Raw genomic sequence first — 15,419 nt, forward strand, 5'->3', positions numbered from 1 at the left:
ACGAAATACCTCATCGGTGCACATCTACCTTTAGCGGTGCCGAAGGTAGATGTGCACAGACGAGGTGGATCGGGCGCGTCTACAACACCATCGACAACGTGATCGCGACGGCGCACACGATCACCAGAAGACCGAGCGCGATCGCATCCCGTCGATGCGGTCCGGACTTCGTAGCTGTCAGCCGGCCGGTACCGCCGCGCGCAGTGATCGCTTCCGACATCTCCGAACTCCGACGCAGCGCCGACGACATGGCTGCGATCACCATGTCCATGATCCCCATCTCGGCCGACGGGTGATCCGAACGTCCCGAGGTCGGGCGCAACCGGTGCACTGCGACGAGCAGCCGGATCTCCTCGATCAACAGCGGCAGCCCGCGCAGACACAGCGCGATACACACCGCCCACTCGTCGACGGGCATGCGTAGCTTTCGTAGCGGCCACATCAGCCGCGCGAGAGCTGGGGCCACCTCGGCCATCGGTGTCGTCCAGATGACGAGCACCGAGCTGGCGACCAACACGAGGGCGAGCGCGATCGCGCGGAGGAAGACGATCGCGGCGGCGAGGCCGAAGGACGCGTTGACCGCGACGCCGATCGCGATCAGGCCCCAGAACCACCAGGGTGGCCGCGGCACCGCGCCCAGCGGGATCCCGGCGATGACCGCGGTGACGAGCATGACCCCTGCGACCAGAACGAGCGACGGCCAGGTCGGCAGCACCACGGTCATCAGTCCCAGCACGAACACCCCGATCAGCTTGGTACCCGCCCAGAGCCGATGGATCGGTGAGTCGCCGGGCACCTGGCGCAACGGGACGGTGCGCATGCTCATGGCGTCCTCCTCGGCATCGGGTTGTCTGCGGATTCGGCGTCGGGAACCAGCGTTCCGCCGGCAAGCCGTACCCGTCGTGTGCACAGTTGGCCCAGGGAGGCGAAGTCGTGCGAGATGATCACGATGGTCATGCCATCGGCACGGAGTGTGGCCAGCAATGCGATCACCTCGTCGCGCGCCACGGGATCGAGTCCGGCGAGCGGCTCGTCGAGGATCATCACCTGCGGGGCTCGCGCGATCAGCCCGGCCAGCACGACGCGCCGCATCTGACCGCCGCTGAGCGCATCGATCCGACGGATTGCCATCGTCCGCGGTAGCCCGACGGACTCGAGCGTGCGCGCCACCTCGGTCGTCCCGATCTTGAGGCCACCGACCGCCATGATGTCGTCGCCGACGTTCGGCTTCTGCAATTGCAGACGTGCGTGCTGGAATGCGAGCCCGACCTCACCGACATGCTTGCTCACAGGCTCGCCCAGACCCTGCCGCTCGGGCAGGTGGAGCAGACACGTGCCGTCGGTCGGTTCGATGAGCCCGGCCATGATCCACGCGAGAGTTGTTTTGCCCGAACCGTTTCCGCCGACGATCAGCAGTCCCTCGCCGCGATGGACGGTGAGGTCGACGTCGTGGAGGGCGTTGACCTCCCACGGGGATCCGAGCAGGTACGTGTATCCCACACCACTCAGTGACAGCACGGGCTCGCTCGTCGGTTCCGGCCCCGACATCACGTCGCCGCTCGACGCCTCATGCCACGACGCGTCGAGTTCGTACCTGCTGGCCGCCCCGGCTTCGGCCTCGTGTAGTTCCGACAACCAGTCGGGGCTGTAGGGCACGATACGACCCGCGACCAGGTGCACGATGCGGTCGGCGGCGACAGCCTCGACCGCGCGATGGGTGATCATCACGACGGCGATGCCGCGGGTGCGTGGCAGGTCGCCGAGAACCTCGAGGATCTCGGCACGTCCCGCCGGGTCGACCATCGACGTCGCCTCGTCGGCGATCAGCAGCGCGGGATCGCGCGCGAGTGCTGCTGCGATGGACAGGCGTTGCTGCTGGCCGCCCGAGAGGTCGGAGGTCTCCCGATCACCGAGCCCGGCCAACCCGACCTCGGCGAGCAGCGCGTCGACGTCGACATCGGTTCCCTCGGGAAGGCCCCACACCACGTCGTCGGCCACGCGTGCGCCGAGCATCTGCGTTTCCGGACGCTGCAGCACCATCGCGGTTCCGCCGTGCCTGCCGAGCCCGGCCGCACCCGGCCGGTGGACGGCGCCGGTGGTCGGTCGCCGACCGGCGAGGATCTTCGACAGTGTCGACTTACCCGACCCATTGGCTCCGACGACGGCGACGAATTCGCCCGGCGCGATCCGCAGGTCTATGTCAGAGAGGACTTCCGGTCCGTCGGACTGGTAGGAGAATCCGACGTGGTCGAGTTGCAATGGCAGCGGGTTGACCTGCCTGCCGTCGTTTTCGGTGGCGGCGTCGTCGAGAGTGTCCTCGCTCGGGATGTCGGCGAGCCGATCGATCACTGCGCCGAGAATCCACCAGGCGACCACCATCGTGAGGAGGGTGCCCGCCGCACCCATCGACCACATCCACGCCCACCAGTACGTGACGACGTTGTCGCGCAGGCCGTCGATGCCGTCGGCCAACGATTGCGCCGACGGGATCTTCCCGACCCACTTCGCAATCCCGCCGAGCGTGTTCGACGTCGCTTCGAGCGCCAGCTCACGCAGCGGTTTCAGGATCAGCAGCGCCACAACCGACACCCCACCGATCAGTGGCGACGCGACCGCGGAGACGACGAGCAGCGTCGGCCAGCCGCGTCCACGCCGCTTGATCTCGCCGACGACACCTCCGACCACCGCTGCACCGAGCAGGGCGAGCGCAGCCCGTGACCCGGCCATCGCGAAGCTCACGGCAGCGGTCGAGACGGTCGCGGCGACCATTGCGCGCGGACGCGTGCGCGCCCCGATCAGCGCGAGTGGAACGGGCGCGAGCAGACGAACCGCGCCGGCCAGGGGAATGACAGAACCGATGACGACCGCCGCAACGGCGAGTCCGCCGAAGATCGCGATCCATGCGATCTCGAGCGGACGTAACGCGCCGCGAGTTCGCGCGCCTGACATATCGGACGGGGAGTGCACGTATCCATAGTGCCTGGTGACCCCGACCACCCCTGGTCGCGTCTGTCGTTACACCGTGTAAACGAAGCGTCACAACACGGCGCTTCGGCTGGACGGCGAGCACCGGCGGGTGGATATTTCTCTCACGTTCACTCCACACGGAGACGGAGGTCAACAGATGCAGTCGTCGATCCCGATCGGACTCACGCCGGTTCATCAGAGCGGACACCTCAACGGAATCCTCATCTCTGGACGCTGGCCGGAGTCGACACTCGAATGGACCCAGACCCTCGTCGCCTCGGTACGCATCGCCTGCCGACCCGGCTTCCTACCGACGACCACGATATTCCGGGTGGTCGAGGAACGACCCGAGGACCTCGACGAACCCGCGGTCGGAATGATGGTCGCCATCGGCAATGTCGTCGACGACAGCTTTGTCGAAGCCGGCAAATTCGACAGCAACCCACCCGCTCTGGTGATGCTGCACCCACCCTCGCGCACGCGCCCGTCACTGCCCGAGTGCTCCGACGTCGCGTCGGGCTGCGTATTGCTCCCAGGGCTGCCCGAGCTCGGGCTCGAACACCGCGCAGGGTGGGCTGAAGCCGAGGCCGACGGCACGGTCGTCAATCTGCGCAACAAGGTCGGAATCGACCCCAATGCCGACCCCGACACCGCAGTCCTGGCCATGTTGTTGGTCGCCTGAGATCATCCGAATCGCCGTTCTCCGGGTACCCGAACTTCCGGATTTGAGCCCCCTACCAGCACAAATGCGGCTCTGCGATCTGTTGCAACTGTGAGTGAGGTCTGACTAACCTTGCGTTCATGATTGCTGCCCTGCTGTTGAGTTTCGGCGTGATCTTCGTCGCCGAACTCGGCGACAAGTCGCAGCTGATGGCTATGACCTACGCACTGCGTTACAAGTGGTGGGTCGTCCTGCTCGCGATCACCGTCGCCACCACTGCGGTGCACGCGGTGTCGGTGTTCTTCGGACACTTCCTCGGCCTGTCGATCCCATCGAACGTGATGTCCATCGTCGCGGGCATCGCTATGTTGGTCTTCGGCCTGTGGACGCTGCGCGGCGACAGCCTCGACGACGCCGAGCAGGGCAAGGCCGACCGCGTCGGCAAATCGGTGTTCTTCGCGGTGATGTCCTCGTTCTTCCTCGCCGAACTCGGCGACAAGACGATGCTCGCCACCATCACACTGTCCGCGCACAGCAATTGGCTGGGTGTGTGGATCGGCTCGACACTCGGCATGGTGGCCGCAGACGCGCTGGCGATTGCGCTCGGTGCCCTGCTCGGCAAGCACCTGCCCGAGCGGACCATCGCGATCGGCGCGTCGGTGCTGTTCTTCGGTTTCGCCGCGTGGTTGCTCTACAAGGGCCTGCGCGACTCGTCGTCGATCACCGTCGTCGCGACGCTGTCCGTGGTGGTGGTGCTAGTCGGGGTCGGTTCCTACTACATCCACAGGGTTCACCGGGCAAAGCTCGATGACGACGCTCCCCATGCCCATCCGGTCCGCACCGGTTCCGGTCCTGACCTGCAGTGACATTCGTCGATAGGGGCATTTCCCGAGCGATCGGTCGGTTTTACTAGGGGTTCCTCGTATTCGGGTGGCGGTCCCCATTTATGGTGATGCAGACCGACCGCCAACCGAAAGGAAATCCCGCCGATGGACATCTCCGGCTCCTCAGTGCTCGTCACCGGTGCAGCGTCAGGACTGGGCGCAGCGACCGCCGCCCGCTTCGCGGCTGCCGGGGCTCAGGTCTTCGGTCTCGACCTGGCTCCCTCCATCGACAAGGCCGCCCCCGCCGGCGGCGTCACATTGATTCCGACCGATGTCACCGACGAGGCACAGGTGCAGTCGGCCATCGACACCATCGCTGCTGCGGGGGCTCCGCTGCGCGTCGCCGTCAACTGCGCTGGCGTCGGATGGGCCTCGCGCATCCTCACCAAGGACGGGCCACACGACCTCGACCTGTTCCGCAAGATCGTCGACATCAACCTCGTCGGCACATTCAACGTGATGCGACTGGCGGCCAACCAGATGAAGGACGAGCCGGAGGTCGACGCCGACGGCGCGCGCGGCGTCATCGTGAACACCGCATCCGTCGCGGCGTTCGAGGGGCAGATCGGACAGATCGCATACGCGGCGTCGAAGGGAGGCGTGCATGCGATGACCATCTCCGCGGCTCGCGACCTCGCGCGCGTGGGCATTCGGGTCTGCACCATCGCGCCGGGAACGATCAGCACACCGATGCTCGCGGGCATCACACCCGAGTTCCAGAAGACCCTCGCGGAGGCGATCCCGTTCCCGCACCGGCTCGGAGAAGCGGCTGAGTACGCCGAGCTGGCGGAATTCATCGTCACGCACAACTACCTCAATGGCGAGACCATCCGCATGGACGGCGCGCTACGAATGGCTCCGCGCTGAGCTGCAGATGCCCGGTGTAACCAGATGCCCGGTGTAACCCCCGAGACCCTCGTGAGCGCCGCGCGTTCACGAGCGCGGGGCCCCTCGTGAGCGCTGCCCCCTCGAACGCGCCATCGGCGCGCCGCGCGCTCGCGAGGGGTCATGCGGCCGAATCGACGCTCGCGTCCTCGAGTGCGACGAAGCGGGACAGCCGGATGAGGGGTGCGGCCTCGGCGTCGAGCCCGCCGCCGTCGGCGGGGACCATCGGCCGCACCGGACCCGACGCGCCACCTTCCTCTCGGTAGGCCTCGACGGCATCGCGCAACATCGCGACCTTCACCTCGTCGTCGACCTCGTCGAACTCGTCCGGCACGAGAGGGCTCAACTGGGTCAGCGCGTCTCTGATCTCGACGACCTCGCGATGCAGACGCTGCGTCGGCGAGTTGCTCTCTGTTGGCAGCACCACCTCGGGGATCGCGGCCGTCACCAGCTGCCACAGCGGCTCGAGTGCGGTCGCATCACGTCGATGGCGGCGCCGCGCGGCGATTCCGGTCCAGCGCGAGTGCAGCATCGGAAAGCTGATGCCCAGGAGAAAGACAACGACCCCGACGATCTCGAGAGTGCGCACTGCGATCAGCGAATTGACCGCCCCCACAAGGCCGCTCGCGCTTCCGAGAACGGCAAGGACCTGCAGGATCGAGGCGATGGTGAGCAGCGCGAACCCGATGACCAACAAGCCGAGTGAGAACCGGAGATACCCCTGCGCCATGCGATAGAACTTGCGCACGTTGTACAGGCACGCGCCGAAGCCATACGCGAGGTACGCGCTGGCGATCACGTAGAAGAGCGCGAACCCCCAGTTCTTGAAGCTCCATTCGCTGACCGACGACGCGCGCAGCGAGGTCGGCGTGACCAGCAGCGCTACCTGCAGGCCGATCAGGGCGACGACGAGCGGTAACGCTTCGTGCCCCGCACGGCGTTCTCGGGTCGAATCCCCGCTGGGAAAGAAGAACACGACGATCAGCGCCGCCACACCGAGTGCGAGCAGAGCGTAGAAGAGCCATCTCGAGACGCCGACGTAGATGTGTTCGTCGAGAAAGTGTGCGCCTGTCTTGGCGCTCACCACGAAGGCCAGTGTCAACGCGGAGATCGCGACCGTCATCGCGATGGCCTGCAGACCCCCGTCACCGCGTCTGATGCGGTCCAACCGCCAGCACAGCGCGAGCACGAAGACGACGAGTGCTACGAGATTGATGATCCCGGGCATCTCCAGTCACCTCACAGCCAGCCTTTGTGCCCTCCGAGGAGACGTTGGAGGCCACGTACCTCTTTGTTGTCGGCGGTCACCCCGACACTGTTACCTGCCGATTGGGCCCACGTCAGGATCATAGAAGCCAACGTCTCGGCTTCCCACTCGCGCACGTCGGAGTAGCACGTTCGACGCAGTGCGGCGTCGGATTCGTCTCCCGCAGCGGCGGGCGGAGCCGTCAACGACGCCTCGCCGAGCATCTGGTGCCCGGCGATGAGGTGCCCGAACTCGTGCACGATGATCTGGTCTCGGTGAAGCGGCGACGTGTTCTCCTGGTAGAAGAAGTAGTCCGCGTCCCTGGCCGCGAGCCACACCCCGTTCGGCATGCCCGCGGGAAGTGCGTACGGGAGCGGCTTGATGGGACGACCACGCCGCTGGCCATACCGCTCACAGAGCTGCTCGACGTCGAGCGGGAGGTCGAGGTCGAGTCCGTCGAGAGAACGGCGAACGAAGGCCCACAGAGACCGCTGGCTGCGGCGGGGGCCCTCGTCGGTCGATCCTGACGATGTCACAGAATGCAGGTCCGTGCGGTTCTAGTCGTCATTGGCCAAGCCGACGACTCGCAGCCGGGCCTCGATGGCCTCGGCCTCGTCGTCGGTCAGGCCCGCAGCCACCACGTCCGGCGGGTCCTTGGGCAGACCCTGCTGCTCGCGGAGCACCTTGATCAGTTCGTTGACCACGGTGACCGAATCACTGGACAGTCCAGCGAGGCGGAATGCGGCCAACTGGACGTCTGTGTCGGCCTGCAGCCGCATCAGATCGATCTCGTCGCGCGTCCGTTGCGCGGCCCTGTCCTCGAGGAAGTAGTGGACATCCACCCCGAAAGCAGCGGCGATTCCCTCTACGGTCCGAAACGACGGCGACTTGGCCTTACCCGAACGCAGCTGGCTCAGGTACGACTCCCCCAGCCTGAATCCCCGCTCCGTACTACGGGCAGCTATCGCCTTCGCGCTGTATGCGCGTCCGTTCGGGCCCGGCACCGTCCGAAAAAGCTCTTCGAGCCGTCTAGCAAACAAACCTGGATCAACGGACCCGGAGCGCACGTCGGACCCACCCCTACCGGCGTCACCCATGGGCTTATCCGTCCCTTGTGAAGTCATTCAACTCTCCGAAAGCCGACATTTGAACTTGCAAACATTAAAGCTCGTCACGCATCCCCGATGCAACGATGACCGTGCTAAGTGAACACTGCATCCCCGCCGACGAGCTGGTAACCAGCCACGATGTCGTTACCAATCCATGGCTGTGGCATTATTCACAGTTTGATCACGAACACCTCCCCGTGGGTGAACATTTCATCTCGATCTGATTACAACGTCCTCTATTATGCGGACCACGGTACCGTTTGCACGGATATCGAGGTCAAGAAACGGTCAGGAGTGCAGAATGGCGCATCGCGTCAGCGACAATCGCCGCCCGGCGCGGGGGCGCGTGTCTGCTCTGATTCTCGCACTGTGTGCCGTGGTGTTCCTGTCGATCGGCAGTGGTATCGGTTGGGCCGACGAACCCGAGACCGGCGGCGGCACCGGACAGGGCGGGTCGTCGCACGGCGGCGGCAGCTCGGGGCACGACGGCTCCGACCACGGCGGCGGCCACCACGGTTCTGGGCACGGCGGTTCTGGGCACGGGGGGCACGGGTCGGGTCACCACCACACCGGTACGCCGGTCCCGACGCAACCGACCAAATCCGAAACCCCGACCAACACCACCGCCGAGCCGTCGGAAACCACCGGGCCGTCGGAAACCGGCTCGGTGGCGCCGAGCACCGGCTCAACCAGCAGTGACGATTCGACGACGAAGGTGGAATCCAGCTCGACGACGACGCACTCGGGTGCGGCGCCTGTCGTACCGCCCGTCGGGCCGTCAGCCGGTACACCGCCGGGCCCCGGGGCGGGTTCCGGAGGCAATGCCGCACCTGCAGCGCCCGGTCCGCCGGGCTCGGCCTCACCCGGCGGTTCTGCGCCCGTCCCGGCCGCACCCCCGGCAGCCGCACTGGCGGTGCCGATGGCGCCGCCGCCTGCGGGTGCACCACGGCTCTCGGCAGCCCAGCCACAGGACTCCTCCCCCGCCGCAGGCGGCGCGCAGCCGTCTGTGCCGAGCGGTTCACACTCGGCCCCGTCGCAGGCGTCCGCTGAGAAGCACGCGGCGTCGACACCCACCAGGTCCCAGGGCATCACCCTGAGCAGTGTGACGGGATTCGTCGCCGACATCGCCCCCGGCGCACTTCTTCTTCTCGGCGCTGTCGCGCTACTCGGGAGCGGGTCGTTCCTCGATGCTCTCCGCTCGACTCGCGCCTGAGCGTCGGAATGCAAGCAAGTCGGCGGCCAGCGGTAGTTGCCCGACCCCGCGACCATCCATCCACTCGCGCAGCACCTTGGTCGCGCGCACGTCGTCCTCGTTGTATTCGAGCAGTCGGTCGCGCTGGCTGAGGTCGACGTCGACGCCACCGATCCCGACGGCCTGCCGGTACCAGTCCATCGACGCCTCACCGCCGGCCTCGGCATCGCGCCACGTGAATCCTGCTACCGGAGCAACCCGCTTGAGTCCCTTGCCGTTCGGTGCGACGAAGTTGCGTCCGACGGCTTCGAAAACGTCCACCCACTCCGGAGAGGCGATGAACTGCTCGACCTCGGCTCGGGACGGTACGCCCTGCTGGTCGCCGAACCGGTCGGCCGACGCCCGCAGCCACCGGTTCTCTGCCTGCTCCGAATAGCAATAGGCAGCGAAGGTCTTGCCCGCTGCGTGCGCGTCGGCGCGTTGGGTCATCAGCCACGTCCAGAACTCCGCGAAGGCACGACCCTCGTCGGCGGTCGGCAGCGGTGTCCAGGTGGCGAATCCCCGATAGATCACCTCACGGTCGGGGTCGGTGGTGTCGGTCAGCAGAGTGCCCCACAGATACGCCCCGTCCTCCCCGAAGCTCTCCATGTCGACGTCGACCTCGACGTCGGCCCGTGCGACTGTCGGGATCTCGACCCGCCGGATCAGCGCGATGTCGGCGAGCCACGCGATCGCGCCGACCACGGCGTCGTCGAAACTCTGATTGGCAGGCCAGTCCGCGGGCGGATCGCCCTCGAACCGTGCGAGCTGGTCGATCGTCGTGATCCCCGCTGCCCGGAGTGCATCACCCTGATTGCCGTTGGCGACCAGGCTGACGTCGCGTCGTGCCTCGAGTTCGGGACCGCAACGCCCCCACCACGGACATCCGCGGCACTCGCCTATCCTGCGCGGCGTCGTCGCGATCTCGCCCGCGGCGATGAGCTGTCTGCGGTCGAAGACCTCGCGATACTCCGGCAACGACGTCCCGATGTGATGGACGACGATGCAGTCGGCGTCGAGTCCGATCACGCCCGCACGCAACTCGTCCTCTGCGACGCCGGGCGCGAGGCCTTCGTCGAGCAGCATCTGCGTCAGATGTGCCAGACGCAGCTGGTCGCGCCGATTGCTGCGGGGTGAGCGGAACGGATCGGGCGCCGGAATCCACCCCCACAGCGGACTGGTGATCAGTTTCGGCGGTTCGATGGTGTTCAGGCGGGGTGACCGGGCCGGATACGTCACGCGATGGTTGACCACGATGATCGGGATGTAGCCCCACGCGGCATCGTCGGGTCCGCCGACACGCAACAGCAACTCCGAGTGGCCGCGCCTGCCGTGCTCACGGTCGGTGGGCAGCGTCGCATTCCAGATCCACGTCGCCCCCGCTGCGCACGCCGCACGCGTGGCAGCGACTCGCTGCGCATGCGGACCGTCGTCGACGACGACGAACGTCCCTTCCGGCTCGCCGCTGTGGAGTCCGATCAACAGGTCGCGGACCCGCTCACGACGGAGTTGCGCTGATTCCTTCCGGCGGGCCGCCTCGGGGGTGTCGGCGCGGTCGCGGACGAGGTCGGGGTGGCCGAAGTCGAGCGCGACCCGGTGCTCGCACCCTGCCAGGTCGCGTGGATGCAACACGGCCGCAGCCACACCTCACCTCGATTCTCACCGGCTCATCGGACACATGGGCTGTCGATCGCACCGCCGGTGTGACGGATGTGATCGGTCTGTGTCGAGCCTATGCAATGCTTGTAGCAAACTGGCGCAGGGAAAGGTGCCCGCATGGGATTGTTCTCGTCCGACGGTAAGACTCGTGCACAGCGACGCGCGGAGACCAAAGCGCTCAAGGCCAAGGCGAAGGTCGAAGCGAAGCTGGCTGCGAAGGACAGGCGTAAAGCGTCCAAGGAATTGCACAAATCGCGCACCAAGGTCGTCGAGAAGCAGCTGAAGGCCCAGCGCAAGACAGTCAAGGCCGAGGCGAAGGCTGCACAGAAGATCGCGAAAGCCGAAGCCAAAACCGTTGCCGCGAAAGCAAAAGCGACTGCCGACGCCAAGCCGTTCAGTCCCGCGAGCGTCAAACGATTCCTCACCGTGGCACGTTTGGTGGCACCGATCGCGGTGCCCGTGGTCTACCGTGCCGCCGTCGCGGGGCGCGGCAAGGTCACCGAACTCCAGGCCAAGCGGATCGGCGTGTCGCCGTCGCAGTTGGTGAAGTACTCGGGCTACGGCGCGCCTCTCCTGGCTCGGATCGAGGCGCTGCGCACATCGTTGCAGAAGGTGTCCGCGCAGGACACGTCGTCTGACACCAAGCAGTTCGTCGACGCCATGACGGCACGCCTGGACAACCTCGCGATCGCGGTCGACGCTGCCGAATCGATGGCTGCTCCGCAGCGCAAGACCGCACACAAGGCAGTCGACAACGAGTTGAGCGCCATCGATGCCGACGTGATGGCCCGGCTCGGGGTGCGTACGTAATCGCATTCGCTCGATCGCGCACGGCGTCGAGAGCGTCTGACACGTAGTCGACGCCGTGCTTACGATGAGGACTCATCCAGACCGACCTGCAGGGGGCGTCCCGACATGACCGACCCGACTTCTGGCGACACACCGTCCGACGACACGTCGCAGAAGGCAACGACTGGCGAGACGACCGAGCCCGCCGAGAAGCCTGCCGCGGCCAGAAAGTCCGCTCCCGCCAAGAAGTCCGCCGTCGCAAAGAAGACTGCGGGCGCAAAGAAGACCGGGGGCGCAAAGAAGACGACTCCGGGGAAGAAGTCCACTGCCACGAACGGGCCTGCAGCCGGTGACCGGTCCCCCGCAGCAAAGAAGGCCCCCGCCAAGAAGGCGAATCCGTCGCCGGCGAAGAAAGCCCCGCCCACGAAGGCTGCGGAGAAGAAGGCACCCCCGAAGGCCACTCCGCCCGCGGCCACGGGGGAGCCGACGTTGTTCGAGACCGCCGACGAGCCGACGCCAGCGCGGCTCGCCGCGGCCTCTACGACCTCGGCCCCTGCCCCACAGTCGCCGGCTACGCCCGCACAGCGCGACCCTGTCGCCGAATCCGACGCTCGGAGAGCCGGTTTCGCACGAGTCAGTGCCGGCGAGACAAGAGTCCCCGCGATGAACCCCGCAATGCCCATCGCCTTCGGTGCGATCGGTGGAGCTCTCGCCGCTCTGGCTGTCGCACTGCTGATCGTTTTGCGTTGGCGGCGACACCGACGCTAGCCCTTCGGCGTGGCCGATGATTCAACTCGGTCGGCGACGTCAGCTCGGCTGCGACTCCACGCGTGCGACGACCGCGTCGGCGACGAGTTCGGGGACACGTTCCGGCATCCAGTGATCGACGCCCTCGGCAACGATGAACTCGTATGGCGCGTCGACGAAGGCAGCACAACCGCGTGCGCCTGCCTTGCCGAGGAACGAGTCCTTGTCACCGTAGACGTAGGTGGTCGGCACCCGGACGATCTCGTCCGCGAGCGAGCGCACCGACTGGTAACGCATCGCCCTGTACCAGTTGAGTCCGCCGGTCAGCGCGCCGTCGTCGACGATCTCGCGCGACAGCCGCTCCGAGTAGCCCGGATACAACTCGAAGCGGCCGCCGGGGCCGCCGCCACTCCTCGCGAGGTAGGTGAGCGCCCGCTCGGGCAGTCCGGGGAGTTGGAAGAACGCCATGTACCACGACTTGATCGCCTGACCGTGCGGCATCGCCCGGAGGAAGGCTGCCGGATGCGGAACGGCCAGGGTCGTCAGCGTCGCCACACGGTCGGGATGTCCGGCAGCCACCAGATATGCGACGGACGCGCCCCAGTCGTGTCCGACCAGATGGAAACGCGGGGCGTCGAGTGCGTCGGCGAGCGCGATCACGTCGTCGACGAGCTCATCCATCCGATAGGCGCGGATGGGTCGTGGCCGAGCACCCCGTGAGTATCCGCGCTGATCTGGCGCGACGGTTCGTAACCCGCGCTCGTTGAGTAACGATGTCACTCCCTCCCAGCACGAGGCGCGCTCGGGAAAACCGTGCAGCAGAATGACCGGGAGTTCCGACGCCGTCGGTGACTGTGGGCCGGAGTCCGCGACGTCGAAGAGCAATCCGTCTCGCGTGAACTGAGTGATCTTGTCGGACATGGCCTCTCCGATTCCGGGTCGACTGGCGCTCGCATCAGAACCAGCGGCGGCCCCCGCTCACGGAAATGGGCCGCCGCTGGTTCCTCGACGATACGTGTCGACGCCTCGACCCGGCATCGCCGCTCGGTCAGATCAACTCGTACACCGTCGTGCCTCCGACCGTCGTCGCCGTGAAGTTCTGCGCCACCCAGGTCGAGATCGCCGAGTTGCCGCCGGGACCGCCCTGACCACCGCCGATGTAGTACGCGATCTTGCCGTCCTTCACGTACTGCTTGAACTCGTCGAGCGTCGGCGCGGGATCACCGCTCCACCCGCCGATCGCCATCACGGCCTTGCCCGATGCGATCTCGATGGTCGACGCCGACTGCGACCCGTTGGTCGCTGCCGCCCAGGTGGTGTTGGTGTTCTTCAGCAGCTTCACCAACTCGGCGTTGGTCGACGACTCGCCGCCCGGACCGCCCATTCCCATACCACCACCGCGTGTGCGGTCGCGCTGGGCGCCACTCTGGGCCTGCGCTGTTCCCGACTGCGCTGTCCCCGACTGCGCTGTTCCCGACTGCGCTGTTCCCGACTGCGCGGTTCCGCTCCCGTTCGGTTGCGCCACACCGTTGGGCACCGTGCCGCTCTGAGCGGTGCCACTCTGGGCCGTGCCGTTCGGGGCGCTACCGCTCTGTGCGCCACGGGTTCCGCCGGGTCCGCCGCCGCCCGGGCCTCCCATTCCGCCCTGGACGCCGTTGGTCTGCACAGCCGTCGGAATCGAGCCGTGGTGCGCTGTCGCTGCGGTGGCGATCGAGAACGCCGCCGTCCCAGCGAATCCCGCGATCGCGCCCGCGATCACCGAGGCCACGAACAGCTTCTTGAGTCCGAGCGCACCCCCTGCGAGCACACCGATCACTGCGAACACGGCGACGACACCGATGATCCACCGGCACCACAGCGGTCCCCACTCGTTGCGGTTGAGCAAGACGATCGACCACCAGGCGGCGAGTCCGATGATGACACTCAACGCAATTCGTCCGTCCCAGTTGGCGCGGCGTCGCCATGCGAACACCCCACCGAGAGCAACCATCGCAGCGACGGCAGGCGCCAGGGCAACGGTGTAGTAGGGATGGATGGTCCCGCTCATGTAGCTGAAGATCATCGCGGTAACCAGCAGCCAACCGCCCCAGGCAACCACGGCGCCGCCTTCGGTGCGGTGAATTCCGTTGCGGTAGCTGAAGATCGGGAAGCTACGGATCATCAGATAGACACAGAAGGTGATCGCGAACAGCGATACGGGCAGCAGCCACGAGATCTCATTACCCATCTCCGAGCTGAAGAGCCGACTCAGGCCCGTCGAGCCGCCGAAGGAGCCGCCCGCACCTCCTCCGCCCGGTCCGCCACCTGAACCACCGCTGATGCGGCCCACGCCGTTGTAGCCCAACACGAGGTCCATGAAGGTGTTGTTCGTCGACCCGCCGATGTAGGGGCGCGAACTCGCGGGAGTCAGAATCGTCGCGACGACGAACCACCCTGCGGACACGACGAGAGCCACAGCGGCACCGAGCAACTGCGCAATCCTCCTGAGCCACCCGTTGTTTGCGAAGAGCAGGTATGCGAGTCCGAATGCGGGCAGCACCAGCAGGCCCTGCAGCATCTTGGTCAGGAATGCGAAACCCAGTGCGACACCGACCAGTACAAGCCACCGCCCGGAGTTCGTCGCGATCGCCCGTGCAAGGCAGTAGCCTGCCGCGACCATCAGTAGCACCAGCAGGGCGTCGGGGTTGTTGAAGCGAAACATCAGCGCAGCTGCGGGCGTGAAGGCGAGCACCGCACCGGCGATCAGTCCCGCAACGGTCCCCTGCCGTGGATCGGTGATCACCCGACGCATCGTCACGTACATCAGTGCCACGGCCGCAACCCCCATGAGCGCCTGCGGCACCAACACGGCCCAACTGTTCATGCCGAAGATGTGCACCGACAATCCGGTCACCCACAACGAGGCAGGGGGCTTGTCGACGGTGATGAAGTTCGACGGGTCGAGCGCGCCGAAGAACCACGCTTTCCAGCTCTCGGAGCCCGCCCACGCCGCGGCCGCGTAGAACGTGTTGCCGTAGCCGCTGGCCGACAGATTCCACAGGTAGAGCGCTGCGGTGGCCACGAGCAACCCAGCGAGTGCGAACGGGCTCCACCGCACGGGCCGTCGCGCCCGGCGTGCGCGCTTGTGAGTCGGCGGCGAATCGTCGGCGGGCGGCGACACGTCCGGCCGCTCCAGAACTGCGGTCATCGTTCCTCCAGAAGTCTCGGTTCGGTTCGACTACCAGAGTCCGAGACCCCGCTA

Annotated in this window: 14 protein-coding genes; 6 read left to right on the plus strand and 8 right to left on the minus strand. The window is 66.5% G+C overall.

All coding sequences use genetic code 11. The annotated features are described in order from the left end of the window. Positions 1-79: 79 nt before the first annotated feature. Both LK459_RS08220 and LK459_RS08225 read right to left on the minus strand, forming a co-directional pair. Entirely contained in the window at positions 80-826 is a 747-nt protein-coding gene (locus LK459_RS08220) for an energy-coupling factor transporter transmembrane component T family protein (protein WP_227922690.1), read from the minus strand. Beyond that, positions 823-2,949 carry an ABC transporter ATP-binding protein gene (locus LK459_RS08225; protein ID WP_227923635.1) on the minus strand — a complete coding sequence of 709 codons (2,127 nt, stop codon included), beginning with the start codon at positions 2,947-2,949 and terminating at the stop codon, positions 823-825. Before LK459_RS08225 ends, LK459_RS08220 begins: the two co-directional genes overlap by 4 nt. Positions 2,950-3,124: 175 nt before the next feature. On the opposite strand from LK459_RS08225, the gene LK459_RS08230 reads away from it, so the two are divergent. The 3 genes from LK459_RS08230 to LK459_RS08240 all read left to right on the plus strand — a co-directional run bounded on the left by LK459_RS08230 (position 3,125) and on the right by LK459_RS08240 (position 5,379). Beyond that, positions 3,125-3,649, plus strand: a complete 525-nt coding sequence (locus tag LK459_RS08230; RefSeq protein ID WP_007240099.1) for a hypothetical protein — start codon at positions 3,125-3,127, stop codon at positions 3,647-3,649. A gap of 119 nt (positions 3,650-3,768) precedes the next feature. After that, positions 3,769-4,494, plus strand: coding sequence for a TMEM165/GDT1 family protein (locus LK459_RS08235; RefSeq protein ID WP_227922692.1), 726 nt, complete (start codon positions 3,769-3,771; stop codon positions 4,492-4,494). Between the two features lie 123 nt (positions 4,495-4,617). After that, a complete protein-coding gene (locus LK459_RS08240) occupies positions 4,618-5,379 on the plus strand; it encodes an SDR family NAD(P)-dependent oxidoreductase (protein ID WP_227922694.1) in 762 nt (253 codons plus the stop codon). Between the two features lie 139 nt (positions 5,380-5,518). On the opposite strand, the gene LK459_RS08245 is transcribed toward LK459_RS08240, so the two are convergent. Genes LK459_RS08245 through LK459_RS08255 form a run of 3 tightly spaced genes read right to left on the minus strand, consistent with a single transcriptional unit; the run spans position 5,519 to position 7,740 of the window. Continuing rightward, positions 5,519-6,625 carry an MAB_1171c family putative transporter gene (locus LK459_RS08245; protein WP_227922695.1) on the minus strand — a complete coding sequence of 369 codons (1,107 nt, stop codon included), beginning with the start codon at positions 6,623-6,625 and terminating at the stop codon, positions 5,519-5,521. An 11-nt stretch (positions 6,626-6,636) separates the two neighbouring features. After that, a complete protein-coding gene (locus tag LK459_RS08250; RefSeq protein ID WP_227922696.1) occupies positions 6,637-7,179 on the minus strand; it encodes a hypothetical protein in 543 nt (180 codons plus the stop codon). A 21-nt stretch (positions 7,180-7,200) separates the two neighbouring features. After that, positions 7,201-7,740 carry a helix-turn-helix transcriptional regulator gene (locus tag LK459_RS08255; protein ID WP_007240094.1) on the minus strand — a complete coding sequence of 180 codons (540 nt, stop codon included), beginning with the start codon at positions 7,738-7,740 and terminating at the stop codon, positions 7,201-7,203. Positions 7,741-8,053: 313 nt separating this feature from the next. Here LK459_RS08255 and LK459_RS08260 point away from each other — a divergent pair, with 313 nt between their 5' ends. Continuing rightward, positions 8,054-8,965 (plus strand): hypothetical protein, encoded by a 912-nt coding sequence (locus tag LK459_RS08260; RefSeq protein WP_227922697.1) that lies wholly within the window; start codon positions 8,054-8,056, stop codon positions 8,963-8,965. Here LK459_RS08260 and LK459_RS08265 read toward each other — a convergent pair. Next, positions 8,915-10,627 (minus strand): TM0106 family RecB-like putative nuclease, encoded by a 1,713-nt coding sequence (locus LK459_RS08265; RefSeq protein WP_227922698.1) that lies wholly within the window; start codon positions 10,625-10,627, stop codon positions 8,915-8,917. The genes LK459_RS08260 and LK459_RS08265 overlap by 51 nt on opposite strands. Positions 10,628-10,759: 132 nt before the next feature. On the opposite strand from LK459_RS08265, the gene LK459_RS08270 reads away from it, so the two are divergent. After that, positions 10,760-11,452 carry a DUF6474 family protein gene (locus LK459_RS08270; protein WP_007240091.1) on the plus strand — a complete coding sequence of 231 codons (693 nt, stop codon included), beginning with the start codon at positions 10,760-10,762 and terminating at the stop codon, positions 11,450-11,452. A gap of 105 nt (positions 11,453-11,557) precedes the next feature. Further along, a complete protein-coding gene (locus tag LK459_RS08275) occupies positions 11,558-12,199 on the plus strand; it encodes a hypothetical protein (protein ID WP_227922699.1) in 642 nt (213 codons plus the stop codon). Between the two features lie 39 nt (positions 12,200-12,238). Here the strand turns inward: LK459_RS08275 and LK459_RS08280 are convergent, their stop codons facing one another. Further along, on the minus strand, positions 12,239-13,099 hold the full coding sequence (locus LK459_RS08280; RefSeq protein WP_227922701.1) for an alpha/beta fold hydrolase: 861 nt from the start codon (positions 13,097-13,099) through the stop codon (positions 12,239-12,241). Between the two features lie 127 nt (positions 13,100-13,226). Continuing rightward, positions 13,227-15,365, minus strand: coding sequence for a glycosyltransferase family 39 protein (locus tag LK459_RS08285; protein ID WP_227922702.1), 2,139 nt, complete (start codon positions 15,363-15,365; stop codon positions 13,227-13,229). Positions 15,366-15,419 lie beyond the last annotated feature (54 nt).

The sequence above is a fragment of the Gordonia otitidis genome, assembly GCF_020735545.1.
GTDB lineage: Bacteria > Actinomycetota > Actinomycetes > Mycobacteriales > Mycobacteriaceae > Gordonia > Gordonia otitidis.